The 25,361-nt window shown below is 51.4% G+C and carries 29 protein-coding genes and 1 pseudogene; 28 read left to right on the forward strand and 2 right to left on the reverse strand.

Going from position 1 to position 25,361, the window contains the following annotated elements; all coding sequences use genetic code 11:
• Positions 1-99: 99 nt before the first annotated feature.
• Entirely contained in the window at positions 100-480 is a 381-nt protein-coding gene (locus NDK47_RS09235; RefSeq protein WP_251874536.1) for an NAD-dependent epimerase/dehydratase family protein, read from the reverse strand.
• A gap of 162 nt (positions 481-642) precedes the next feature.
• Between NDK47_RS09235 and NDK47_RS09240 the strand changes: the two genes are divergently transcribed.
• From NDK47_RS09240 to NDK47_RS09370, 27 genes and pseudogenes are all read left to right on the forward strand, one after another.
• Positions 643-1,947: a helix-turn-helix domain-containing protein gene (locus NDK47_RS09240; protein ID WP_251874537.1), complete on the forward strand. Its 1,305-nt coding sequence runs from the start codon at positions 643-645 to the stop codon at positions 1,945-1,947.
• 604 nt (positions 1,948-2,551) lie between these two features.
• Positions 2,552-4,084, forward strand: a complete 1,533-nt coding sequence (locus NDK47_RS09245) for an AbgT family transporter (protein WP_251874538.1) — start codon at positions 2,552-2,554, stop codon at positions 4,082-4,084.
• A 39-nt stretch (positions 4,085-4,123) separates the two neighbouring features.
• Positions 4,124-5,383, forward strand: coding sequence for an amidohydrolase (locus NDK47_RS09250; protein ID WP_251874539.1), 1,260 nt, complete (start codon positions 4,124-4,126; stop codon positions 5,381-5,383).
• A gap of 59 nt (positions 5,384-5,442) precedes the next feature.
• Positions 5,443-6,846 (forward strand): M20 family metallopeptidase, encoded by a 1,404-nt coding sequence (locus tag NDK47_RS09255; RefSeq protein WP_251874540.1) that lies wholly within the window; start codon positions 5,443-5,445, stop codon positions 6,844-6,846.
• 527 nt (positions 6,847-7,373) lie between these two features.
• A complete protein-coding gene (locus tag NDK47_RS09260; protein ID WP_251874541.1) occupies positions 7,374-7,772 on the forward strand; it encodes a hypothetical protein in 399 nt (132 codons plus the stop codon).
• Complete coding sequence (locus tag NDK47_RS09265; RefSeq protein WP_251874542.1) at positions 7,673-8,362, forward strand: YidC/Oxa1 family membrane protein insertase; 690 nt, start codon at positions 7,673-7,675, stop codon at positions 8,360-8,362. The genes NDK47_RS09260 and NDK47_RS09265 overlap by 100 nt, the downstream gene beginning before the upstream one ends.
• Before the next feature lie 322 nt (positions 8,363-8,684).
• The gene (locus tag NDK47_RS09270) at positions 8,685-8,996 is read left to right on the forward strand and encodes a hypothetical protein (RefSeq protein WP_251874543.1); all 312 of its coding nucleotides are present in this window, start codon (positions 8,685-8,687) and stop codon (positions 8,994-8,996) included.
• Between the two features lie 105 nt (positions 8,997-9,101).
• Positions 9,102-9,686 carry a hypothetical protein gene (locus NDK47_RS09275; protein ID WP_251874544.1) on the forward strand — a complete coding sequence of 195 codons (585 nt, stop codon included), beginning with the start codon at positions 9,102-9,104 and terminating at the stop codon, positions 9,684-9,686.
• Positions 9,673-9,963 (forward strand): hypothetical protein, encoded by a 291-nt coding sequence (locus NDK47_RS09280; protein WP_251874545.1) that lies wholly within the window; start codon positions 9,673-9,675, stop codon positions 9,961-9,963. Before NDK47_RS09275 ends, NDK47_RS09280 begins: the two co-directional genes overlap by 14 nt.
• The gene (locus tag NDK47_RS09285) at positions 9,963-11,423 is read left to right on the forward strand and encodes a phage tail sheath family protein (protein WP_251874546.1); all 1,461 of its coding nucleotides are present in this window, start codon (positions 9,963-9,965) and stop codon (positions 11,421-11,423) included. Before NDK47_RS09280 ends, NDK47_RS09285 begins: the two co-directional genes overlap by 1 nt.
• 21 nt (positions 11,424-11,444) lie before the next feature.
• On the forward strand, positions 11,445-11,972 hold the full coding sequence (locus NDK47_RS09290) for a phage major tail tube protein (RefSeq protein WP_251874547.1): 528 nt from the start codon (positions 11,445-11,447) through the stop codon (positions 11,970-11,972).
• 17 nt (positions 11,973-11,989) lie between these two features.
• Entirely contained in the window at positions 11,990-12,298 is a 309-nt protein-coding gene (locus NDK47_RS09295; RefSeq protein WP_251874548.1) for a phage tail assembly protein, read from the forward strand.
• A gap of 128 nt (positions 12,299-12,426) precedes the next feature.
• On the forward strand, positions 12,427-14,685 hold the full coding sequence (locus NDK47_RS09300; protein ID WP_251874549.1) for a phage tail tape measure protein: 2,259 nt from the start codon (positions 12,427-12,429) through the stop codon (positions 14,683-14,685).
• Positions 14,678-14,893: a tail protein X gene (locus NDK47_RS09305; protein ID WP_251874550.1), complete on the forward strand. Its 216-nt coding sequence runs from the start codon at positions 14,678-14,680 to the stop codon at positions 14,891-14,893. The genes NDK47_RS09300 and NDK47_RS09305 overlap by 8 nt, the downstream gene beginning before the upstream one ends.
• Positions 14,894-14,907: 14 nt before the next feature.
• The gene (locus tag NDK47_RS09310; RefSeq protein ID WP_251874551.1) at positions 14,908-15,909 is read left to right on the forward strand and encodes a phage late control D family protein; all 1,002 of its coding nucleotides are present in this window, start codon (positions 14,908-14,910) and stop codon (positions 15,907-15,909) included.
• On the forward strand, positions 15,906-16,328 hold the full coding sequence (locus NDK47_RS09315; RefSeq protein ID WP_251874552.1) for a phage baseplate assembly protein V: 423 nt from the start codon (positions 15,906-15,908) through the stop codon (positions 16,326-16,328). The genes NDK47_RS09310 and NDK47_RS09315 overlap by 4 nt, the downstream gene beginning before the upstream one ends.
• A gap of 54 nt (positions 16,329-16,382) precedes the next feature.
• The gene (locus NDK47_RS09320) at positions 16,383-16,730 is read left to right on the forward strand and encodes a phage tail protein (RefSeq protein WP_251876078.1); all 348 of its coding nucleotides are present in this window, start codon (positions 16,383-16,385) and stop codon (positions 16,728-16,730) included.
• A 12-nt stretch (positions 16,731-16,742) separates the two neighbouring features.
• Positions 16,743-17,066 carry a GPW/gp25 family protein gene (locus NDK47_RS09325; RefSeq protein ID WP_251874553.1) on the forward strand — a complete coding sequence of 108 codons (324 nt, stop codon included), beginning with the start codon at positions 16,743-16,745 and terminating at the stop codon, positions 17,064-17,066.
• Positions 17,044-18,156 (forward strand): baseplate assembly protein, encoded by a 1,113-nt coding sequence (locus tag NDK47_RS09330; RefSeq protein ID WP_251874554.1) that lies wholly within the window; start codon positions 17,044-17,046, stop codon positions 18,154-18,156. Before NDK47_RS09325 ends, NDK47_RS09330 begins: the two co-directional genes overlap by 23 nt.
• Complete coding sequence (locus NDK47_RS09335; protein WP_251874555.1) at positions 18,149-18,727, forward strand: phage tail protein I; 579 nt, start codon at positions 18,149-18,151, stop codon at positions 18,725-18,727. The genes NDK47_RS09330 and NDK47_RS09335 overlap by 8 nt, the downstream gene beginning before the upstream one ends.
• A 1-nt stretch (position 18,728) precedes the next feature.
• Positions 18,729-19,409, forward strand: a complete 681-nt coding sequence (locus NDK47_RS09340) for a phage tail-collar fiber domain-containing protein (RefSeq protein WP_251874556.1) — start codon at positions 18,729-18,731, stop codon at positions 19,407-19,409.
• Positions 19,410-19,482: 73 nt separating this feature from the next.
• Positions 19,483-21,006, forward strand: coding sequence for a hypothetical protein (locus NDK47_RS09345; RefSeq protein ID WP_251874557.1), 1,524 nt, complete (start codon positions 19,483-19,485; stop codon positions 21,004-21,006).
• A complete protein-coding gene (locus tag NDK47_RS09350; protein WP_251874558.1) occupies positions 21,003-21,173 on the forward strand; it encodes a hypothetical protein in 171 nt (56 codons plus the stop codon). Before NDK47_RS09345 ends, NDK47_RS09350 begins: the two co-directional genes overlap by 4 nt.
• Positions 21,173-21,295: a CD1375 family protein gene (locus tag NDK47_RS09355; protein WP_251874559.1), complete on the forward strand. Its 123-nt coding sequence runs from the start codon at positions 21,173-21,175 to the stop codon at positions 21,293-21,295. Before NDK47_RS09350 ends, NDK47_RS09355 begins: the two co-directional genes overlap by 1 nt.
• Positions 21,296-21,484: 189 nt before the next feature.
• A complete protein-coding gene (locus NDK47_RS09360) occupies positions 21,485-21,883 on the forward strand; it encodes a phage holin family protein (protein ID WP_251874560.1) in 399 nt (132 codons plus the stop codon).
• Positions 21,880-22,542, forward strand: coding sequence for a glycoside hydrolase family 73 protein (locus tag NDK47_RS09365; RefSeq protein WP_251874561.1), 663 nt, complete (start codon positions 21,880-21,882; stop codon positions 22,540-22,542). Before NDK47_RS09360 ends, NDK47_RS09365 begins: the two co-directional genes overlap by 4 nt.
• A gap of 636 nt (positions 22,543-23,178) precedes the next feature.
• A pseudogene (locus NDK47_RS09370) lies at positions 23,179-24,276 on the forward strand (P1 family peptidase); the annotation flags it as partial.
• A 12-nt stretch (positions 24,277-24,288) separates the two neighbouring features.
• Here the strand turns inward: NDK47_RS09370 and NDK47_RS09375 are convergent.
• The gene (locus NDK47_RS09375; RefSeq protein WP_251874562.1) at positions 24,289-24,729 is read right to left on the reverse strand and encodes a DoxX family protein; all 441 of its coding nucleotides are present in this window, start codon (positions 24,727-24,729) and stop codon (positions 24,289-24,291) included.
• Between the two features lie 325 nt (positions 24,730-25,054).
• On the opposite strand from NDK47_RS09375, the gene NDK47_RS09380 reads away from it, so the two are divergent.
• Positions 25,055-25,312 carry a spore gernimation protein GerQ gene (locus NDK47_RS09380; protein WP_251876082.1) on the forward strand — a complete coding sequence of 86 codons (258 nt, stop codon included), beginning with the start codon at positions 25,055-25,057 and terminating at the stop codon, positions 25,310-25,312.
• Positions 25,313-25,361: the final 49 nt, after the last annotated feature.

Raw genomic sequence — 25,361 nt, forward strand, 5'->3', positions numbered from 1 at the left:
CACTCGTCGCAAATGATCAGATCAGCAGCGGAGAATGATCCTGCCGACTGCGATCGGACCTCTTTTATGGACAGAAGAAGGGGGGAGGGCGACAAGTCGTTATCGTCTCTGTAAAAAATACGGAATTAACTCCTTCAGAATATCATCTAGCCAGCGGAAACGGAAGCCCGACGAGACCGCTTTGCTGACATCCAGGGAGAAGGAATGGCCGACATCGTAGGGAGAGCGGGAACGAGAGTTACTTGAGTCGGTGATGAGTGCTTCCTTTCCCGTTGCAGCAGAAATACGGTCCAGCAGTTCTTGCAGAGAAATGTCGCCAGGAGAACCAGCGTTGTACGGACCAAGCAGTCTGTTTTCGGCAGCGTGCAAAAGGAAACGGGCAGCGTCGTCAGAGTCGATGAATCTGATCCGGGCTTCGTAGACCGACATGGTTGACGTCAGCAGGTAGTAGCCGATTCGGTTCGGCAAAAGATCAATCACGTTCTGTACTTCGATGGGGGAGCAGCAGGTTTGGTCAAAGAGGGAAGGAAAGAGCATCAGCGGCTAAAGAAAGCTGATAAGCTCCCCGTTGGTTTCCGCCTGGACGTTTGATATAGTAGGAATGAAAGACTATTCCAACAAGACAGGAGATAGAGAATAAGTATGTATCGAATCGGTGTTGTTGGACCGCTTCCTTCTGTCGAGCGGATCATGGCTGTGGCCAACGAGTTTGAACATGAAATCGAGTTCGTTCCGATTGTATATGAAGATGCCAAAGAAGTGAGCCAAATTGTGATGGAGCGCAGCCCCGATTTCAACGGCTGGTTTTTCTCCGGTCCGATTCCGTTCACCATCGCCAAAAATGTGCTGAGCCCCGATGCCAATATGGTGTATTGCCCGCCGACGGGCTCCAATTTGTATCGATGCTTTATTCAACTGTCTATCGACCATGATGTAGCCGTGAAAAGAGTCTCCATTGATATGATCAATTCGGAAGGGATGTTCCTGCATGAGCAGTTGGCGGAGCTGGGGATTCCCGATATTGACCAGCATGTGCTGACGTATGATGAGCATTATGATGCGCAGAAAATTGCCGATTTTCACGTGCAGCTCTGGCGGGCCGGGAAGACACAGGGAGCTTTTACCACACTCGCTACCGTTGAACGCAAGCTGCGAAGTGAAGGTATCCCCGTATACCGCATTTTTATGACGAAAATGGAAATTCGCCAAGCGATGAAGATGGTGATTGAAAAAGCGAGAAGCTCCTATTTCAAAGATACGCAGATCGGCGTCGAAATTATCGAGCTGGAGCAATTTGACACGATTGCCGAAAAGTCAACGGCCCGCTACCATTTGCAAAACCTGGAGCTGAAAGTGAGACAAGTGCTGCTCCATCTCTGCGAAAGACTGGACGGCTCGCTGATGGCCAACGGAAATGGACGCTACCAGATCTTTAGCTCTCGCGGCGCCATCGAACGGGAAATTGACATGCTGCGCACCACGGTACAGCAATTGTCGCTTGATGCCGATGTTCCGGTCGCGGTCGGCATCGGTTTTGGCGAGACGGCTTTTTCAGCAGAAAGCAACGCACGCAAAGCGATCCAGCATGCAAAAGAACGCAATGGCTACGGGATCGTGATCGTCCAGGATGACGGTGTGATCGTGGAAACAGTAGGGGAAAACGAACAGATTGCCTACGCCTACCGCTCCAGTGACAAAGACCTGTTGGAAAAGCTGAACAAGGCAAATGTCAGCGTCAAAACCTATCATAAAATCGAAGCGCTGGTTCAGCGAATGGGCTGGACTTCATTTACCACCTCGGACATCGCTTCGTACTTGTCGATGACGGTGCGAAATGCCCAGCGTATCTTGGGCAGCCTGTGCGAACACGGTTTGGCCGAGTATCGGGGAGAAGAGCTTCAGGCGACACGAGGACGGCCGAAGAAGATGTATCAGTTGAAAAAATAATGAAGAAATATAAGAAAAGCCAATCTCTTTTTGGGGATTGGCTTTTTTGTACTTTCGGAAAGTTCAATTTCGCTAACGCGTTAAATGATGAAAGTATAAGAAAAACTAAGGCTTTCGCTATTTGATTTGGCGATAAGCCAAGTTTTTCTAACATGTACAGGATGGTATAGCGGCGTGAGTGCCTGCCTGACACTGTATGATAGGGTACGGCCAACGCTTAGAGGCTTATGGCTGTGAATGTTTGAAAGGAAAAAAAGGAAAAGGAATAGAAAGGCTCGAGAATAGGAGCGGAAAGGGCTGGAGAATGGAAGCGGTTTCTGTTTTGAGATAAATCGTACAATTCTATTGAAAAAAGGAAAATGCAATATTATAATTGTTTTAACGAAAATTTCTCTTTTTGTTCGTATAATGGAGAGTTTTTGGGGAAACCACGCGGAGAGGGTGACTTTTTTTAACGCGCTGTAAGAAAGTGCTTACATGTTGATGCTTACAGTCGGATTGATCGCTCGTTCAGTTTTGATTGCGTACGTTTGAAACGAGACATCAAACAAGACGAGGAAAAAACTCACGAAAACAGACAGAATGGGCCAAGGGGGATTGCTCAATGCATTCGCATCAAGTTAAATCCGATTTACACGAGCAACAGGGAATGGGCATTTTAAAGTGGGTGGAAAGGATCGGGAACAAGCTGCCCAATCCATTCATGCTATTCCTCTATCTGATTGCGATTTTGTTCGTAGTCACGGCAGCACTCTCGTTCTTCAACATTACTGCGATGGATCCGATCAAGAACGAAGAGGTACATGTCAAAAACCTGCTCAGCCAAGAGGGGCTTCAATGGCTGCTTCCCAACATTATCAAAAACTTTTCCAATTTCTTGCCATTGGGTGCGATCCTGACGCTGATGCTCGGTGTCGGATTAGCTGAAAAGGTTGGACTTTTGGAAGCGGTTATCCGCAAGATGTCTCTGCGGGTAAACGCAAAATACGCAAGCTATCTGGTCGCTTTCATCGCTTTTTTTAGCCATGTGTCTTCAGATGCTGCCTTCGTGATTATGCCTCCGCTGGGAGCTTTGATCTTCCTGGCTGTGGGACGAAATCCGATCGCAGGTCTATTGGCTGCCATCGCTGGTGTCGGGTCAGGCTTTACGGCCAATATGCTGATTGTAACGACAGACGTATTGCTCTCCGGGATCAGCTCCGAGATTTCCAAATCCGTCGACCCGGCCGTTACGGTAAGTGTGCTGGACAACTGGTTCTTCATGTCCGTCTCTGTGCTGTTGCTCTCAGCGGTAATTGGCTTTGTGACAGACAAGTTTGTGGAACCGAAATTAGGTGTGTACGAAGGTCCTAAAGGGAATGTGCTGGAGGATCTTTCCCCGGTGCAAAAGAAAGGGCTGCGTGCAGCTGGCATTTCCGCATTGGTCTTTATCGCAGTCATGGCGATTCTCGTCGTGCCAGAGGGTGCGCTTCTGCGTGATCCGAAACTGGGAACGGTCGTGCCATCGCCGTTTATTTCAGGAATTGTGCCGATCATTCTGCTGTTCTTCTTCACAGTTGCGATCACCTACGGTATTCGCGTGGGCGTGATCAAAAAGCAAAATGACATCCCGGATCTGCTGACCGATCCGATCAAGGGCATGGCAGGATTTATCATCATGGTTTTCCCGCTCTCCCAATTCGTCGCCATGTTTAACTGGAGCAATATGGGCAGCTTTTTGGCCCTGTTTATTACCGATTTGCTTGAGCACTTGAACATGACGGGCGCACCTGTCATTATCGGACTGGCATTTCTGTCTGCATTCCTGTGTATGTTCATTGCAAGCGGCTCCGCGATCTGGTCGCTACTGGCACCGGTCTTTATCCCGATGTACATGGCGCTTGGCTACCATCCGGCATTTGCGCAAATCACGTTCCGGATCGCCGATTCGTCTGTCATCCCGTTTGCTATCGTGTCACCGTTTATCCCGCTCTTCCTGGGCTTTTTGCAGGAGTACAAAAAGGATGCCAAACTGGGAACCTACTATTCTTTGATCATGCCGTACCCGATTATTATCTTCATTGTCTGGACGCTGCTTTTGGTTGTCTGGTATTTCCTTGGACTGCCGATTGGACCTGGTGTATATCCGAAAATGTAAAACCGGATAGAGCGCCCGGAAAACAGGAGGGAATGAAGGATGTTGGATCTAGTTTCACTACGAAGAGATTTTCATATGCACCCAGAGGTTGGTTTTACAGAATTTCGCACAGCCTCCAAGGTAGCCGAAATCCTTGCTTCACTGGGTTATGAGGTTCTGATAGGGCCGGAAGCGATGGATGGTGACGCGCGCCGGGGTCTTCCGCCGGCAGACGTTTTGGAGGCCGCGTATGAGCGTGCGCTGCGGGACGGAGCCAATCCGCAGATTGTAGAAAAAATGCGGGGCGGGTACACAGCGGTTATCGGAATCAAAAAAGGAAGCAAAGAGGGTCCGACTGTCGCCTTCCGCTTTGATATGGATGCACTTCCCGTCCTGGAAAGCACCGACATGGACCACGTGCCGCAGGCAAAAGGCTTTCGCTCCCGTTATGAGGGAAACATGCACGCCTGTGCGCATGACGGTCATACCACGATTGGTCTTGGACTGGCGGAAAAGCTGGCCGATGGCAATTTCTCCGGTACGGTCAAGCTGATTTTCCAACCAGCGGAGGAAGGGGTGCGCGGTGCCTACTCCATCGTTCAAAAAGGCCACCTCGATGATGTAGACTATCTTTTCTGCCATCATTTGGGGACCAATGTGCCGCTTGGCGAGGTGCATGGGGCCTCCCTCGGATTTTTGGCGACGACCAAAATGGTGGCTCATTTTCACGGTGTTTCTTCCCACGCAGGAGCCACGCCGGAAAAAGGACGAAACGCTCTGCTGGGAGCAGCCACTGCCCTGTTGAACATCCATGGCATTTCCCGTTTCAGCACAGGATCGACACGCGTAAACGTAGGCGTCCTGGAGGGCGGAACGGCGGCCAATATCATTCCGCAGTACGCAAAAATGGTCGTGGAAACCCGTTCAGTGGCTGAGGAGATCAACGCAGAGCTGGAGCAGCGTGTCCGCACGATTATCGCCCACAGTGCTGCGATGCATGAGCTGGACTATGAAATCGAGGTCGTGGGAGGAGCGATTCCGATCAACAGCGACCTGGATCTTGCCGAGCTGGCTATGGAAGAAGCGCGGGCGGTCGAAGGCTTTACCTCCTTCAAAGTGAGCGATTCCAATTCCATGGGCAGTGAAGACGCCAGCTTCATGATCAAGCGCGTCCAGGAACGGGGCGGAAAAGGCACGTACATGGCGATCGGGACCGATATTCCGGCACCGCATCACCACCCCAAATTTGATATCCAGGAAGAAATTTTGCCGCGTGCCGTAGCACTGTTGCATCGCATTGCCACGAGATTTTTGACGTGAGGAGCCCTTCTATTGGACACTCTCGAATCCACAGATATGGATAGAAAGGATGTTTCTTCATGCATACAAAACGAATTTCGGAAATGATCGAACAAAAACGGGATACTTATATCAAAGTAAGCGACAGCATTTGGGACTTTGCTGAAACGCGTTTTGAAGAATATCGCTCGGCCGAGCTGCTGGCGGAGTCACTGGAGCGCGAAGGCTTTCAGGTAGAAAGAGGCGTAGGCGGCATCAAAACCGCCTTTGTCGGAAGCTTTGGAACTGGCAGTCCGGTCGTCGCGATCCTGGGTGAGTTTGACGCGCTGTCCGGAATGAGTCAGAAAAAAGGGCAGGCCACACAAGAACCTGCGGTCCCTGGTGCAAATGGCCACGGTTGCGGGCATAATCTGCTCGGTACAGCCTCGCTGGCCGCAGCGGTTGCGGTTAAGCAGTACATGGAAGAAAATAACATTTCGGGGACGGTTCGCTATTACGGTTGCCCGGGTGAGGAAGGCGGCTCCGGCAAAACCTTCATGGCGCGTGCCGGTCTGTTTGACGATGTCGATTTCGCCCTGTGCTGGCATCCGATGGGATATAACAGCATCATGGCGATGGATTCGCTCGCCAACTATCAGGTGTATTTCAAATTTAGAGGAAAAAGCTCTCACGCCGCTGCCAGCCCGCATCTGGGCCGCAGCGCTCTCGATGCAGTGGAGCTGATGAACGTCGGCGTCAATTACCTGCGTGAGCATATCATCCCGGAAGCGCGCGTCCATTATGCCGTCACCAATACTGGCGGCCTTTCCCCCAACGTGGTGCAGGCATACGCGGAAGTGCTCTACCTGGTGCGTGCTCCCGAGGTGCAGCAGGTGCAGGAAATTTACGAACGAGTATGCAAAATCGCCGAAGGGGCGGCTCTAATGACCGGCACCGTGGTAGAGATCGTTTTCGACAAAGCATGCTCCAATCTGGTGCAAAACCAGACGCTGGAAGAGGTTATGTATCGCAACTACCAAGAGCTTGGAGTTCCTGTGCACGACGAGGAGGAGCTGAAGCTGGCCAAAGCCGTACGTGCGACGTTGAGCCCGGAAGAGCTGCAAACCTCGCAAAAAGAATTCCCTGGTGGACCAGATGCGGATATGGTCACCTGGCTGAACCCGTATAATGGCGACCTGATTCCGCTTAACGGTTCCACGGACGTCGGCGATGTCAGCCGGATTACACCAACCGCGCAATGCACAACCGCTTGCTTCGTCAACGGTTCCACGCTCCATTCCTGGCAATGGGTGTCGCTGGGGGGCACCTCCATCGGACATAAAGGCATGCTGCACGCCGGAAAAGTGATGGCGTCCACGGCTATCGATATGCTGCAGCATCCTGAGCTGATCGAAAAAGCGCAGGAAGAGCTAAGGCAAAGAATGGGCGGCAAGCCGTATGTTTGCCCGATCCCGGAAGGTGTTCAGCCGTCCGTTAAGAAGTAGCAAGATGGCTCCATTTCTTTACACATAACCAAGCCGGTGGTTCTTAATTTAAGAGCCGCCGGCTTTTTACTGTCTCTTGGAGATGAAGTAGCGTTTTTAAGAAGTTGAGGGGCTTATCCTTTAAAAATGTGGAAATGTGGCCGTAGTGAGAAGAAGCCGGTGCTTGCTTATAAAAAATTGTGGGTGGAAGCGATGAAGATAAAGCGAGCAAATAAAATTGATCAATAGTATATAAATAGGAAAAGAAAATAATGCGAGTTTCTGTCATTTCATTGATTAGACAAAAATAATAGCGGGAAAGGAGCAGCATGATTCTTCTCGCGGCAGCCTCGTTGCACGGGCCACGGTGAGGGATCAAATCTAAGCAGATGTTCAATCCAACAGATCGTGATCGAAGGACAGTAATTAGGAAGGAGAGATTTTTCAGTAGGGAATCAGTCTATTTTTATGGTATGCTTCAAGTAGAGAAAACCAAGGTCCGACTTCGGTGACGAGGATCGGCCATATGCTTGGCAGGGGGTGACGCTGTGGAGTTTTCTCTGGATATGACGCTCCTGGTCGTGGCGCTGGGTCTCTCGGGCTATCTGGTAGCCCATCTGTTTCGCGGACCGGCCATGCCGCTGCTGTGTACGGCCCAACTGCACAGCACCCTAGATTCACCGCTTCCGGATAAAGAATCCGGGCAGTTGGCAACCAATCCAAGGCTGCTCTTTGTCCGCCGCAAGATTGCGCCAAAAGAGCGAAGCCGTTCACTCGATGATTCCAATTCACTTTCCTTCTTGTTCGTGTTTGACACAAGCAATCACCCAAGGAGGAATGGTGAAGAATGTATACCTTTGTACAACCTGTTATTGATCTGTTGGCGTCAATTCTTCAAGTTTTGTTTCACTTCGTACAGGATTGGGGAATCGCGATCATTCTCTTGACGCTGTTTGTGAGAGGTTTGCTTTTTCCGCTCAGCTTGCGAACAGCCCGTCAAACGATGCGGCAGGCTCTCATTCGACCCGAGCTGAAGCTGATTCAGGAACGGCATAAAGAGGATCAGGCAAAGGCGATGGAAGAGACGATGAAGCTGTATCAGCGGGCGGGGATTAAACCGCTTTCGATGTTTACTACATCCATTCTGCAAATGCCGATTTTCATGGCGATGTACGGTTTGTTTTTGTCTCATGGCGCTTCCATGTCTTCGTCTTTTATTCCCTGGGTCGCTTCCTTTGCCCAGGTTGATCAGTGGCATATCCTGCCAGCATTGGCTGCGGGACTCACTTTTGTCACCAGCCTGATCCCGTTGACCAGTGAGATGGTCACGGATGCTCCTCTGTTTCCGCGCATAGCCAGCTCGCTAGTGATGGTTGTCGTCTTTCTTCTGATTCTCTGGAAGGCGCCTGTTGCACTGGGGCTGTACTGGACAAGTGGCTCCCTCTTCGGCTTGCTGGAGCGCGGTTTCTATCGCTCTCCTCTGGGGAAAAAGATTTTGCTTCGTGGACGGCCGGAATTGATCACGAGCCGAGAATAAAACTGTTAAACCTCCTGAGACATCAGGGGGTTTTCTTATTGGGCAGTTTTGTCTGTTCCGCCGCATTTCTGACTGGCGCGCAAGCTGATTCCCCTGTTCTTTGGGCAAACCTTTTTGTATTAAAGTAAAGTAATGGTGCCTGCTTTTAACCAAGTGACTCATTTATTCGAATCACATTTTGATTATTCGTATTTTTAGATAAGATAATAAAACACGACAGGAAAATGATGGTTTTTGTTGAAGTTTGACACAGCGGGGTGATGCTATCGATCTATTCCATTCATTCAAAAAAGCAATTCTAATGAAAAAGGAGGAGGCTCAGATGTCTACGGCACGCATTTTAAAATGGATATCCGGTTCCCTAGAAATCCTGTTGGGAATTCCGGTGCTAGGCGCTACGATTATTTTAGGTCTTTATTGGTTTCCACTCTTTGTCATGCTTGTGCTCCATATCGCAACACTCATGGTTTCCGCCAAACAAGGCACGACAAAATACGGCTCGATTCTCGGGATTGTCACCTCTTTGGTAGCCTGGATCCCATTTGTAGGAATGATTATGCATATTATAACCGGGGTTCTCCTGATGGTGGACGCTTCCAAAAATGATGGGAAAGACCGCTATCTGTCTGCGTAAACAAGAGGGGAGAAGTATTTCCGTACATCAAAGTGAAACATTTTTGAGAGGATTATGACAGGGAAATGGAATCCTCTTTCCTTTTCACCGTGCTATGATGATAGCGTGAAAGATAAAGGGCAAGAGAAAAAGCCACTCGGGCAGCCGGGTGGTTTTTTCACGCCATTTTTCACAGAAAACAGGTTGGCATGGAAAGGAGGTGAGGAACCGCTGACTCCGATTGTACTCGTTGACGAGTTGGTCAAATTGATCAAGCCCATCGTTTCCGGTTTCCTTTTGGAGACAGGGGACCCGGATGGAGAAAGGAAGGCACCTGAGGTCATTGGCGGTTTTGTAAACAGAGTACCGCCGCAAAGCGAGGATGAACCAAACGCCATCACGGCACCACTTCCCTATGTAGCCGTCCGCTACGTAGAGGATGATGGCAGCAAAGCGATAGTAAAAATCACGGCAGGCACGCACAGCTCAGACGGGCAAAGCGGCTGGCGTGATTGCATGAATGTCCTGATCCGGATTCGCCAGGCTCTGCAAGAACGACAGTTCTTCGGAGCCTTTTCTATTGACCCGGTGATGAAGACAAGCATGCCGGAAGAGCAAGCGCCACCGGAATGGTCCGCGTCCCTGACACTGACCGTACACATTCCCCAAACATTAATCGAAAGGAGCGATGTGACAGATGGCATCGCGTAAGAAAAAAGTTCACGAGGCAAGCAATCACAATCAGCCGAGCACGCTGATTTATTGCGGCCCCAATCTTCCCAAGCTGGGACTGAATCACGGGAACGCGTTTATCGGAGGCATGCCTGCTCATCTGCAAGAGCAGTTTGCGGGCAGCCAGGCGCTCCAGCAGTTGTTTGTCCCTGCGGAAAAACTGGACGAAACCCTAAAGGAAATCACAAAAGCGGGATCGTCTTACCATGTATGGTTTCAAGAAGCTCTCCAAATTTCAAAAGGCGGTGTTGCATAATGGCATACAAACACGGAGTACGTTTTTCAGAAGTTCCCACGTCAGTAGTATCACCCGTCCGGGTAGCGGCCGGTCTGCCGGTTGTGATCGGGACAGCACCTGTTCATCTAGCGCAGACGCAGGAGTTTGTGAACAAACCCTTCCTTGCCTACACCTATGAAGAGGCAGTAAAAGCGCTGGGGTACGCGGCAGAATGGAGCAAATACACCTTGTGCGAATTTATGAAATCGCACTTCCAGTTGTTCAATGTGGCTCCGATCGTCTTCATCAACGTTCTCGACCCGCAGAAACACAAAAAAGAGCAAACAGACGTCGAGCTTTCTCTTTTCCAAGGAACAGCGAAGCTAGAACAGGACGGGGTATTACTGGACAAGCTCGTGGTCAAGACAGCCTCAGAGGGAGAAGTCCTGCAAAAAAATATCGATTATACGGCTGCATTTGATGAGGCAGGCCATGTGATCATCAGCCGACTGGCTGAAGGAGTGATTCCGGCTGGACAAGCTTCGCTGATCGTTTCCTACACGCACCTCGACCCGGCGAAGGTAACCGCTCAGGATATCATCGGCGGAGTCAATGTACAGACAGGCAAAAGCAGCGGGCTGGAGCTGGTGAACCAAGTGTTCCCGCTGTTCCGCCTCATCCCGGGACAAATTCTCGCGCCAGGCTGGAGCCATGATCCTGTCGTGGCCGCCGTGATGAAGGCAAAGGCAGGCAATATCAATGGCTTGTTTAAAGCCATCTCGGTAGTGGATGTGGATTCTTCGGAGGCGGGAGCCGATCATTATACGGGCGTCCCTGCATGGAAAAATGACAACAGCTTTACGGACGCCTTGCAGGTTGCTTGCTGGCCAAAAGTGCCGCTCGGTGAGGAGGTCTATCATCTGTCCACACAGTTTGCCGGCGTTCTGTGCAAAGTGGACAGCCAAAACGATGATATCCCATACGTCAGTCCGTCCAACAAGAATTTGCAAGCAAACGGGGCGGTCAATGCCAAGGGAGACGAAATCACGCTCGGCCCTGACCAAGCTGCCTATCTGAACGGAGAAGGCATCGTAACCGCGCTGAATCTGGTTGGAGGCTGGAAGCTGTGGGGGAATCGCACCGCGGCCTATCCGGCCGTTACCGATGTCAAAGACAGCTTTATTCCGGTCCGTCGTATGTTCAACTGGATTGGCAATACAGTGATCATGACCTACTGGCAGTTTGTGGATGCTCCTACCAACCGCCGGATGATTGACACCGTTGTCGACTCGGTCAATATTTGGCTGAATGGACTGGCTGCTCGCGGTGCCATTTTGGGCGGACGTGTGGAATTCCGCCAGGAGGACAATGCTCAGACCGACCTCTTGAATGGCATGGTGCGCTTCCGTCTGTTCGTCACTCCGCCGGTACCGGCAGAAGATATTGAATTCCAACTCGAGTTTGACGTCAACTACCTGAGCGCCCTGTTTGCGGCGTAATTCAAAATGGAGGGATCAAGCATGGCAGTAAACACAGTTCCAGAAAGATTGATTAATTTCCGCGTATATGTAGATGGTTCAAATGATCTGAAAGGGGTAGCTGATATTCAGCTGCCTTCTTTTGAATCGATGACAGAGACAGTAAGCGGTGCAGGAATCGCCGGCGAGTACGAGTCTCCGACCATTGGCCATTTTCAAAGCATGAAGCTGACCTTGAACTGGCGCACGGTTACCAAGGATATGATCAGCCTTCTGCGCCAGAAGGCACAGCGCTTTGATTGCCGCGGTGCGTTTCAAGTGTACGATGCCGCATCTGGCCAATACAAAACACAGGCTGTCCGGGTCGTGGTGCAGGGGCCGCCGACAAAGGTAGAGCCAGGCAAGCTGGAAGCAAATGGATCGACGGATGGCGTCACCGAAATCGAGGTCTTGTACCTGAAGCTGGATATCGACGGGAAAAACCAGGTGGAGATCGACAAGCTCAACTACATCACGGTCATCGATGGCGTAGACTACCTGGCAGATGTGCGCCAAGCCCTTGGACTGTAAAGGAGGATAAGCAGACAATGGAAATCAAATTGAGCAAACCGCTGCTCAGGGATGGGCAAACGGTCGAAACCTTGAAACTGGACATGAATGAGCTGAAAGGCGCCGATTTGGTGCAGGCGGAGCGGGAAGCAAGACTGCGTGGGGACATCAGCACCGACCCCCTGTTTTCTTCCGAGGGGCTGTCTATCGTGGCGGCCAAAGTATCGGGTGTGCTGCCCGAAGATATTCAGCAGCTCGCTGCGCCTGATTTTCTGATGGTGATGAATACGGTGAAGAATTTTTTGTACGGATGGGTTTTGCCGACAAACAGTCCGTCCGAAACTTGAGAAAAGTCATGTGGAATATGGCGAGGGGCTGCTATACGCCCCTCCCGTTTTTTCTGGAGATGCCTCTCGATGAATTGGCCGAGTGGGTGATCACGGCCAAAGAAATTGCCAGTAAAGGGGGGGAGTAAATGGCAAAGGATGAAAATAAGGTCTCCGTTAGTATTCAAGCCAATTTGACGAAAAGCTTTGAGAAATCGTTCGACAAGGCAATCGCTTACGTCAAAAGGCTGGAAGTTCATGTGAAAGATCTGTCGAAGCGGTTCAAGGACTTTAACAATGAGGTTCAAAACGGTGGGAAACCCCTTCAAGCCCATCAAAACGCGCAGCAGCAATTGCAAGCGCAGATGGAGAAAACCAATAAAGTACAAAAATCGGCGGCCGAGCGACAGAAAGCTTTGCAGGATCAAGCTTCGCAGCTTCGCGGACATATCGCAGCCGTAAAGGGCCCCTTTCTGGCAGCAGGACAGGCGGCCCTGCAATTTGAAGGAGCCATGATAGGCGTCGCTGCTCAAACCAAAGGGGCTCGCGATGAGCAAGGGAAGCTGACACCCGTCTATGATCAGATGCGCAAGGGTATCCAGATGCTGGGACGGGAGCTTCCAGTGGCAACCAACGAATTGGCAGGGATGGTACGTGCTGGCTTGGGCATGAATGTCCCGCATGATCAGGTGATTGCTTTTACCCGGGACACGGTGAAAATGGCTACGGTGTTCGGTTCGGCACCAGAACAGATGACGGCACAGATGGCCAAACTCTCCGAAGTGATGGCTCTCCCGGCAGACAAGCTGAATGATCTGGGAGATACACTGCTCCATTTGGGTGCAGCTTCCGGGGTAAATGGGGCGAAGATTGCCAACGTTCTTACGAGCATCGGCGGGGCGGCCAGTCAGGTAAAGCTCACGGAGCACCAAGCTGCTGCGCTGGCCAGCACCTTTTTGTCGCTGGGCAAATCGGAGTCAGAAGCATCGGCGGCAGCGGGTACGCTCCTTCAAGTCATGGCTTCTGCGCAAAAACAGCCGGAAGCGTTTCAAACCGCCTTGCAGCAGCTCGGATTGACAGCCGAGCAGGTGCACAAAGGGATGGCAGAGGATGCGCAAGGCACGATCCTGAAAATGCTGGACGGCCTCGGCAAGCTGGATGAGGCACAGCAGACAGGTGTCGCGACCGCGCTTTTCGGGCAGGATTCCGCAGATGAAATCACGGAGCTGGCAAGTGCCGCACAGCAATATCGCGAGCAGCTTGCCTTGCTGAATGACGAACAGCGAAAGGGCGGTCTGGACCGCTCGTTTTCAGCCCAGATGGAGTCTGCTTCGTATCAGCTTTTACTGATGAAAAACAGTGTGACTGAGGCTTCTGTCGCCTTGGGAACCACTCTGCTTCCGGTCATCAGTCAGGTGGCAAGCGGCGTTTCTACTGCTGCTCAGACGGTCTCTGCTTTTGCGGAGAAATATCCGAACCTGACGCAGGCACTCGTGGTAGGAGCTGCCACCGCAGCCGGGCTGAGTGCAGCCTGGTCTGGCGTGAAATTGGCCTGGACGCAGGCACAACTGATTTCCAACGGCCTCAATCTTGCCCTGGGCAGGCAAACGGCAGTACAGACGACAGCGGCCGGAGCCACCACCCGATTGACGATAGCCCAGCGGCTGCTCAATGTGGCAATGCGGATGAACCCGATTGGCATGGTGATTACAGCGATTGGGGTACTGGTTGGGGCTGGTGTATATCTCTACAACAACTGGGAGGCTGTAAAGAACATGGTGTCACAAGTTTGGCAGACCTTGCAGAATAATCCCATACTGGGTCTTGTTGCGGGTCCGATCGGCAGCCTGATTGCAGCCGGACTTACACTCTACAACAACTGGGACATGCTCAAGCAGGGAGCCAGTGATCTGTGTGTGAAAGTCTCCAACTGGTTTAGAGAAATGGTAAATAGCAACATTCGAGACATCAACAAATTCATCAGTATGATCAACCAGAGATTGGGCACTTCGTTCCCGCTTTTGCAGGAACTGAAGATGGACCTCTCCGTTTATCTTCGAAAGATGCAGGAAAAGAAACTCGCCAGAAACCTGGATATGGACGGCTCTCATGCCAATGGCCTCAGCTATGTCCCGTTTGACGGCTATATCGCTGAACTGCATAAGGGTGAACGCGTCCTGACCGCCGAAGAGAATCGGACCTATTCCGACGGATCTTTCTGGAAGCAGGCGGGGGATGGCCTGGGAAAAAGCACGGGCGGCAATGTGATCCATCTGTCTTATGCGCCTGTCATTCACGGTGCTCACCCTGATTCGTTCTCTTCGATTTTGCAAGAGGACAAGAAGAATCTGCTCGATTACTTGAAATCGATTGAGCATCAGGGAAGGAGGGTCTCGTTCAGTGTCTAGACAGTACGTGACGAGCCAGGGCGAGATGTGGGACGGGATAGCCAAAAAAACGCTTGGCAGCGAGTATCAGATGAACAAGCTGATCGATGCCAACCCAGCCTATCGGAATCTCGTCATTTTCCCGGCGAATATTCGCTTGTCGATTCCGGAGCCAGATGATCAGATAGTGGAGACACTCCCTCCCTGGAAGCGTGGTGGAACAGGGTGAAGGGAAGAACAGCCATGCTTCAGGTATGGTACGAGAACAAAGAGATTTCCGCTGATTTGCGGCCGCATGTCCTGGGCTGGACCTATACGGATAATTTGAGCGGGCAGGCAGATGACTTGCAGATTACGCTGGAGGATAAGCATCAGCTTTGGAGCGGCAGTTGGATGCCGGATACGGGGGCGGCGCTCCAGGCGAGCATTCTGTGTGAAAATTGGAACGAGACTGGCAAAACCGAACGCCTCCCACTGGGCAGTTTTGAAATTGATGAAGTGGAATTTGAATTTCCGCCCGCCACGGTGACAGTCAAAGCGATCTCTGTCCCGGAGACCTCTTCCCTGCGCGGAGAAAAGAAAAACCAGGCATGGGAGCAGACGAAGCTATCCGTCATTGCGAGGGACAAAGCCAGCGGTGCCGGGCTCAGTCTGCTCTTTGAGGCAGAGACAGATCCCGAGCTGGACCGGGTGGAGCAAACCGAAGAAACAGATCTGGTCTTTCTCATGCGTCTCTGCAGTGAAGCCGGGTACTGCCTGAAGGTGACCGGTACGCAAATGGCCATTTTTGAAGAGGAAAAATATGAACGATTGCCCCCGATTGCGACAATCAGCAAAGGACAGAGCCGATTGACCTCCTTTCGGGCATCCACTACGACCAGCGGTGTTTATCAAGCCTGCCGCGTGGAGTATTACAGCGCCAAAGAGAAAAAGAACTTCTCGTATACCTTTGCTCCCGCCAATGCGCCCAAAACAGGCCGAACGCTGCGCGTGAATGAGCGTGTCGCTTCCCTTGGCGAAGCACAGCGGCTGGCCAAACAAAAGCTGCGCGAGTCAAACAAAGAAGCGATGACGCTGTCCCTGACGATGGCAGGAGATACCCGTTTTGTCGCCGGCTGCACGGTGATGGTGGCGGGTTTTGGCTTTTTTGACGGCAAATACATCATCACCCAGGCGACGCACAGTCAGGGAAGCGGTTATGAAACAAGTCTGGAGCTGCGAAGATGTCTGGAGGGGTACGCATGAATCCATTTGTGAAAAACATGATACGGGTAGGCCGCGTCTCATCTGTATACCCCGAGCGAAGCACGGCACGGGTCACCTTTGAGGACCAGACAAATGTCGTCTCCCATGAGCTGGATGTCATCGGCCGGGGCTCGCTTCTGACGAAAGACTACTGGCTGCCTGTACCCGGGGAGCAGGTGCTCTGCCTGTTTCTCCCCAATGGAAACGCCCAGGGCTTTATCCTTGGAAGCTGCTTCAACAAGGAAGACAAACCGCCTGTCCGTGATGCTGGCAAGCGTCATCTGCGCTTTGCGGACGGGGCATGGATCGAGTACGACCAAAAAACGCATACGCTGACGATCGATCTGGAGAAACCGGATGGCATCGTTGTACTCAACGGTCGCCTGATCGTCAATGAACCACATAAAGGAGGTGCGTAACATGGGGTAATTGGCAGCTTTGGCGAGTTGGTTTTTGAAGTGTCATCGGAAAAAGTGCGCACCTTTCAAGACTTTTCCCGCTCGGCCTCATCCAGATGGGCGACTCACGGGCTGTTGGGCAGGAAGCCTTTGTCTGAATTTCTCGGGCCGGAGCTGGATGAAATCAGCTTTCGGATGCGTTTTGACGTTCAGCAGGGGATGAATCCCAAGCAGGAGATGGACAGACTCCTGGAGATGTGCCGCTCCGGTGTCGCCGAGACATTGATCATCGGGGGCATAGCACTCGGGATGGACCAGTGGATCGTGAAATCGGTCAAGCAGGGCTGGACGCTGGTGGATGGGGCGGGGCGGCTGCTTGTTGGAGAAGCAGATGTAACGCTGGAAGAATACATGAGGCGGTGAGGAGAAGTGCTAATGGAATATCTGGTACTAGCAAAGCAGAACGGCATCGATTTTGGAGCCGCCGGGGTGGAGATGATCTTGCAAAATGTTGCGATGATCCTGTCGACCACGGCGCATTCTTGTCCGCTGGACCGATCATTTGCCTGGAATCCCGACGCTGTGGATGCGCCGCTTCCTCTGGGAAAAGCGAGGGTAGCTGCCCGGATCACAGCGGCGATTCACGAATACGAACCGCGAGCCCGCGTCGTAGATGTAAGCTTTCAGGCGGACGGACTCAGCGGATCACTAAAACCAATTGTGAAGGTGAGGGTACATGACGAGATTTTCTCTACCTGAGGTAACATTTGCTGAGAAATCAGCACAGCAAATTGAAGCAGAGATTGTCGGCAGATTTGAGCAGGAAATGGGCGTCAAGCTGGCACAGGCGGACCCCCGGCGAAAATTTATCCAGGCCATCGTAGCTCTTCTGGCACAGCAGCGCTCCCTGATCGATTACAGTGCCAAGCAAAACCTGCTGGGCTATGCCAGCGGTCCTTTTCTGGATCATCTCGGTGCCGACAACGATACTCCCCGGCTGAAGCCGACGTATGCCAAGACAACCGTCCGTTTTCACCTGACTGTGCTCCTGCCGCAAATCATTCGCACCGGCACTCGCGTCACGGCGGGAGATGGCGTTTATTTCGCTACAACCAAGGAGGTATTTGTCAAAAGCGGACAGTCCTATGTCGATGCCGAGGTGCAATGCACGGTGCCGGGCAAAATCGGAAATGGGTACCTGCCCGGGCAATTGAAGCAACTGGTTGACCCGCTTCCCTGGGTCCAGTCTGTGGAAAATCTGACGAAGAGCGAGGGCGGGGCCGACGAGGAGGAAGACGACCCCTATGCGGAGCGCATTCATCAAGCGCCAGAGCGCTTTTCCGTAGCCGGACCGGAGGGGGCGTACGTCTACTGGGCGCGGACAGCCAGTCCCTTAATCGTCGATGTCTCCGTACTCAGTCCGTCTCCAGGAGTTGTTGAGATTCGGCCGCTTTTGGAAGGAGGGGTAATCCCCGAACAGGAAATCCTCGATCTGGTCTATGCGGCCTGCAACGAGCGAAAGGTTCGCCCGCTCACCGACAAAGTAGAAGTGGCTGCTCCTGAAGCCATTTTCTACGATTTGACCGTGCATTATTGGATCAGTGCGTCCCACAGCACGATTGCCACCCAGGTACAGACAAGGGTCGACCAAGCCGTTCTAGACTACCTGCAATGGCAAAAATCAAAGCAAGGAAGGGATATCGACCCCTCCGAGCTTGTCGCCCGGATGAAGAACGCCGGAGCCAAGCGCGTAGACGTGGCGTTGCCCGTCTATCAGAAAATCGAGCCTTACCAGGTGGCGCAGGACAAGCTGGTTCGTATCGAGTATAGGGGGTTGGAGCATGACTGATATCTATTCTGTCGCGCTGCTGGACATCCTGCCCGAAAGTTTGAAAAAAGATCGGGGAGTGCAGGCTTTGGCCGAAGCGATTACGCCGGAAATTCAGACCATATCAAGAGCCATCGCCGAAACCGTGCTTTTGCCGAGATTGGATGAGCTCCCCGAGGATGTCGTCGATTTGCTGGCGTGGCAACGGCATATCGACTTTTATGACACGACCCTGCCGCTGGAGAAAAAGCGGGAGCTCGTCCGGTACGCAGGCGAAGCGCATAAGCGGAAAGGAACCCCATGGGCGGTGGATCAGGTTGTATCTGCCGCCTTTGACGATTCGGTGGTTTCGGAGTGGTTTGAGTATGGCGGGGAGCCTTATTATTTTAAGGTGATGACGACGGATCGGATTACGAGTGAGAAGAAGTTGGCGGAGTTAATCCGTGCGATTCATTCGGTAAAAAACAAACGGAGCCGTCTGGAATCTATCGCCGTACGGCGGGATAACCGTCTGGAATTGTTTATAGGCGGAGCAGTGGCGACGATGAAAATTTCGACGATTAAACCAGCGAATGATACGGGAGGTGCATGAGATGGGAAAATTTAACGGATCGGTACTCACGGTGCAAGGTCTCGCACTGCAAACAAAGGCGCAATTAGGTGAAGCGACCATCCAATTTACGCGGATCGGCATTGGTGATGGGTATATAGAAGAAGAGCTTCGTACACTGAAAAAGCTGGTAAATGAAAGGAAATCACTTCCGATTATAAATATGAAAAATACGGGGGAAGGGCAAACAGCGATAACCGCCGCTTTAAATAACCAGGACCTGGCTTCTGGTTTCTATCTCAGAGAGATTGGTTTGTTTGCCCGAAACCCCGAAGAGGAGGAAGAAGAACTCCTCTATGCCGTTGCTTATGCGGGTGAACAGGCCGACTATTTGCCGCAAGGAAATGGGGCTGATGTCGTTGAGGAGATTATTCGGTTTATAACGGTGATTGGAAATGCTGCCGAAGTAACAGCACTGATTGACGAAAAAGCCCTTGTTACGGTTGATGTTTTCGAGCGTCATGTCCATGACAAAGAGATGCATATTTCCCGATCTGAGTTGCAAGCGGAACTTTCACTTCTAAGAAACCGCATTTTACTGATTGAATCAATTTTTCCGGATAACTTTAAACACAATCATTTTTATGAGGATTTGGATTCCCTTGATGCTATCACTTTGAAGCGGGGGTTTTACAATGAAGCCGCTAGTAGGCTGGAGGTGTAAATTTGTTAAAAGGGCTTATGTGGCTAATAGGTTTTAAGATAATCAATAACAATATGGATGGGAGATGTACATCATGGCAACAAAAGTGAATACTTTTCCCGAGAGTACCTCTCGATCACAAACAAGGACACTAGACATTCTACGATTGAAGTCAGTTAAAAGAGTAACCGTAAATACAGGTAGCGTTACTTACTCGGTGAGCGGAGAAACGATCACTTTTAATCTTTCGGGTGGGGCAGTTTCTCGAAGGGTTCAAACGGGTGGATCATATACACCAGCTGATACAAAAGATGTTACGGATACTAGAACAGGCAAAGGTTACATTTACTACAAATGGGATGGGGCTAATTGGGATTATTCTCATGAATCGGGTCAAGCTTCTTCTTCAATCAGCTATTCAAGCGGTGGTTATACTGGGACGTTAACCAGAACTGGTTTTGAAAGGACAAGTGGAATTACTCAACATCCTCTACCACAAAATCCGACTAAGGGGCAAACCGCGGTAGATTCTTCCTTCGATTGGAGAGCGACTTATAGTGGTCCCGTTACAAAACCAGCTAGCGATACAAGAACCTACGCCGACTATTATCAATACACAGTAACGGTGGAGTATGAGGATAATTCTGCACCAACATTAACCCTATCTACACAAGATAATCAAACACTAACCGAAAATAGCTCTCTACGGCTTCAGGGCAGTGCTTTAGATCCCGACCCAAACGACAACGTCCTAATCAAATACAAAATCAACAACAGCGCGGCAAGAAACGCAGGCTCCGGCGTCTCTGACGGCAGTACGCCCATATCCTTTTCCAAAAGCCTGACATTCAGGGACAAACGCCTCTGGGACGGCTCCACTGACATTACTGGAGCCAACCTGGCCGAAAACATCGACCATACCCTGACAGTCTGGGCCGAAGACAATCAAGGCGGAAAATCAGCGGAAATCATTAGAAAGTTCAGAGTGATCCACAACCGTCCGCCCGTCATCAGCGGCAAAGATACCAATCTCGGAATTGTGAGTGTGCCCCCTGTCGTCAGCTACTCCGTCACAGAGCCCGAAAAGGATACCTTCACTGTCACGGAGTACCGAAACGGCAAGCAGACGAAAACCTTTTCAGGAAAAGAAGGCCAAACCTATGAAATCAAGATCGACCCAGCCACATGGCTTCGTCTTGAACCCGGTGTTCCGCATGAAATCAAAATCAGAGCCACAGACAGCAAAGGCATGTTCTCAGAACGCATCTATACCTTTACGCGAACGGAGTCGCGCATCGAGTTCGAACTCAATATGGACAACCCCGTGAACCGGGAGCGCTTTACCTGCGATGCCAGACCGACACGCATCCTCGTCACTCTGGATGCCGTCATTCCTCCAGGTGCCAGTCTGGAAAAGGTAGAAGTCTGCAACAACGCTTTTGACAAAGCTCCCACTTACGAAGATATGACCGGATCGGTTAAGGCGGGAAGAGGCTATATCTTTACCAACCAGACGAAAACAGCCGCAAACTGGGGCATCAATATCCGCATCAGCTTCGACAAGGGAACCGCAACCGGGCGGGTTATTCTCAACGGCTTTGGAGGTGCATTTGATTGATCTTTCAAAATCGAAAACCGATTTCACAAATTCAGAGCGAAGAGCGGGATACGCCAAGCGCCAAAGTACAGAAACTGGAGCAAGAAAACCGGGAGCTGATGCTGGCGGTAACGGAGCTGTATGAGATGTTGCTGGCAGGTAAGGAAACAGAGGGAGGGAGTGCCTGATGCAATCTATGGTAAAGATCTATTGCATCCTGATCCGGGAAGGAGTAAAGACCATCGAGCAGGTGCCCGTGCAAATTCGCGAAGAGGTACAGCTGCGATTGGAATCTGATGGAGAGCGATAAACTAGCGAGTAGTTGCTGTAAAACGAATAAGCAATCTATCGAAAATCAACTGGAAAACAAATGAACATCAATGAGACTTAACCAGCAAGAAAGCAATAAAACAATGAAAGATTCCATAATACTGAGTTTGAAAAAGGAGCGGCTTCGAGCGGCTCCTTTTTCGTTCCTGACAGAAAGGAGGAGAACGGTATGGAAGGAATCGTGAAAACAATCCTCGCCTTGAGCGGCGCTTCCGTTACCTACCTGTTTGGCGGATGGTCGACGCTGCTCGGTGTGCTGTTAGCTTTTGTCATCCTGGATTATTTGAGCGGGATGGTTGCAGCGGGCATCGAGGGGAAACTGCGCAGCGGCGTCGGTTATGAGGGCATCGCGCGGAAGGTATTTATCTTCGCCATGGTCGCGATCGCAAATTTGATCGATGCCGCACTGGGCGACCAGCATTTCATGCGAGATGTGACAATCTTTTTCTACCTGGCCAACGAGCTTTTATCCATTATCGAGAATGCTGGTCGCATCGGTCTGCCAGTTCCCAAGGCGCTTCAACTGGCAGTCGAAATGCTGAGAGAGAAAGGAGAGGGGAAACGGTGAGTCAGCAAACCTTCATCACAAAAGTCGCAGATCCCGCCATGGCAAACATGAAAAAAACAGGCATCCCGGCATCGCTTACCATCGCGCAAGCCATCCTGGAATCGGCGTGGGGAACGAGCGGCTTAACGCAAAAAGCAAACAATCTTTTTGGAATGAAAGGAACAGGCCCCGCCGGGAGCGTCCAGATGCCCACAAAAGAATATCAAAACGGGAAAATGGTAGAGTTACAAGCCGCTTTTCGCAAATACCACACCTGGGCAGAATCCATTGAGGACCATGCCAGCCTAATCCTGAACGGAACGCGGGACAAGCCTACACGCTACCACGGGGTCCTGGGAGCTGACTACAAAGTCGCTTGCCAAGCAATCTGGAAGGGCGGTTATGCCACCGATCCGAATTATCCCGACAAGCTGATCGCTCTGATTGAAAAATATCAGCTGCACCGCTACGACGACATCATTCGCGAAGAGGAAAAGAATGCTATAGACAAGGATTCCACAAAGAAGAACCCCGTAGAAAAGACAGAGGTAGAGAAACACGCTGCGGAAAAGGTCATCGCGGTCCTCGGAGCAATCTGGACAGCCAGTGCCGATAAACAAGTACAGGCAGCGGCCCATTATGCTGCCAATGCCCTTCGCAAGGCTGCAGGTATTTTATGATCCGTAAGGAAAACAAGCTGCTAAGATAGCAATAACGAAAGTCGATAACGTAATCATCATTTGTCCCCAATTGTCCATAACTTACAACTACGCACCCTGAGGGGTGCTTTTTTCATTTGCACGCCCTGCTACTTTTCTACCATTTTCTTAACAGCAGCACACCAAACAATTGATAGACCATTATTTTTCCGCTACCATCGATTATAGGAACTAAATATTGCGATTATTCAGAAAACTACTGTACCAAAAACGGTTGAAAAGGTGGGGAAAGAGATGAAACATGAGTTTTTGGATCCGACAGTTCGCGACCAGGAAGGACTAGCCGCTTTATCCGGTCAAGCTAATTTCGTTGAGCATCGAGCTTCGGGCAATCACGCAGCGTCGGGCAACCACGTAGCTTCGGACAACCGTGCAGCCTTGGACAACCACGCAGCTTCGGGCAACAACGAAGCCTCGGGCAACCACGCAGCCTCGGGCAACCACGTAGCTTCGGACAACCAAGTAGCCTGGGACAACTATGAAGCCTCGGACAACCACGAAACCTCGGACAACCGTGCAGCTTCGGACAAACACGCTGCTTCGGCTTCAAACAACCACGCAGCCTCAACCCCCCCGAACTCATCGCCGCTCGCCTTCTCTCGCAGAGAATTCCTCCAAAAAACAGCTCTGCTCGGTTTGGCCGCGGCCGTTCCCGGAAGTTTACTGGGGATTGGCTCCGTGATGGCGGAAGAATCGCTCACGTTGCCTGCAGTTGGAGTACTGGACGATTTGTTGAAGCCTGACGGCACGATTGTGGATGTACCCGGAGTGAAAGTCGGCCAAATGCAGGACCTAAAGGCAATGACCGGGTGCACCGTGGTCGTATTGGAAGAGGGCTCGCCTTGTGGTGTCGATGTACGAGGCTCCGCTCCGGGTACCCGTGAAACGGATTTGCTCAACCCCATCAATATGGTGGAAAAGGTGAATGCCATCGTCCTGACAGGCGGAAGTGCTTACGGCTTGGACTCGGCCAGTGGTGTAATGCGATATTTGGAAGAGCAAGGGATGGGGCACAACGTGGGGGTAGGCGTCGTTCCAATCGTCCCCGCTGCCGTTATTTTTGATCTGTCCTTTGGCAGCCCCAAGGTTCGACCCGACCAGAAGATGGGATACGAAGCAGCCAAAAAAGCGAGTAAAGCTCCCGTTCAGCAGGGCAATGCAGGAGCGGGAACCGGCGCAACGGTTGGCAAGCTGGCAGGGGGCAAACGGGCGATGAAAGGCGGGCTAGGCTCTGCTTCAATCCAGTTGCCAAACGGCCTCGTCATCGGAGCGATCGTCGCGGTCAATGCGGTCGGAGAAGTCCATGACCCTGTGACAGGGAAGGTGTTGGCAGGGGCACGTGATGATGGCGGAAACATCAAAAGCGCCCTCTCGTGGATGATCGAGCAAAGCACTCCACCAGTTCCCAGCGGTACCAACACCACGATTGCGGTGGTGGCAAGCAACGCCAATCTGAACAAGACCCAAGCAAACAAAGTCGCCCAGATGGCGCATAACGGCCTAGCTAAAGCGATTTTCCCCGTACATACCATGAGTGACGGGGATACCATTTTTGCAGTTGCGACGGGCGGTGTAGAGGCTTCTGTCAATCTCGTCGGGTCCCTGTCTGCCGAGGTACTCGCTGTGGCTGTCGCGAACGCTATTAAAGCAGCAGAGGGAGCGGAAGGACTCCCTGCTTATCGGGATCTTACGTAAAATAAGGGTGCATCAACCAAACCCCGCCAAAAGAACAGCCGTCAGAAACACGATTTGCAGGATGGTTCGGACAAACAAGGGAGGGGTTGGTCTTCCCCCAATGGTTATTTTTTCCCGGGCGGCCTTTACATTAGCCGGAAACATGGCAATCAGCATCAGCGTCAGACAGATGGCAGCAGCGCGGGATGTAGCGGGGATAAGAATCCCGGTGGCTCCGGCTATTTCCAGCCAACCCGTTATCGTAACCATCAGCTCGGGCCTTGGAAACACGGACGGAACCATTCGGGTCAAATCAGGCCTTCTTTTTCCCCAGTGGGCAGAAGCAGTCAAAAGGAACATGACGGCTACCCCTGCTTGAAGTGGATGTTGCCAGCCGGCGAAGTAGGACCAGCCGAGCAGTCCGGTTATCCAGAAAAACAGAAAAGATACAGCAAGTGCAATCATCGGTGCCATTATTATTCCTCCAATCTCCCTGTCAGGAATGACGGAAGGGTTTCTTGCCAACCCTTCCGTTTTTCATTTCTATCGATAGCACCATTATATATACCGACCATCGGTTCGTAAATAGGTTTTGCTTCATTTTTTCGTATCGATGTTTCGGTGGTATGGCTGATCGTTTCATCCCAGCAGGAAAAGGAGTTTTCGTCACCTGCCTCTAAAATGAGAACACTTCACTGCAGTCAAAGTCCTTTTCAGCCAAAAGGAGTGGTTACGCATACAACAACCCCCCCGGGACATCATACCATTGTCAACAGAAATTGGGGGTGCATCCATGCCAATCTACCAGCAGTCCTTAGCCGCACACGAGGCATTGGAAATACATGAAGTGCTCAACTTCAAAACACTTTGTCTGGTGAAATCGAAGCTGATGCAAGGCCTTGTTTTTGACCAGGAGCTAAAGGACCTGATGCAAAAAGACGTGCAGCAATCCATGCAAGCCATCGCCGAATTGCAAGGGATTTACGTAAAAGCGCCCTTTCAGACACCGGTCCCGGAATATCGGCCGACTCCGATTTTGAATGGAGGACAGCATTGATGACGATGAACCAGACGGATACATCCGAAGAGAACTATGCGATGAACCA

Source organism: Brevibacillus ruminantium (assembly GCF_023746555.1).
Lineage (GTDB): Bacteria > Bacillota > Bacilli > Brevibacillales > Brevibacillaceae > Brevibacillus > Brevibacillus ruminantium.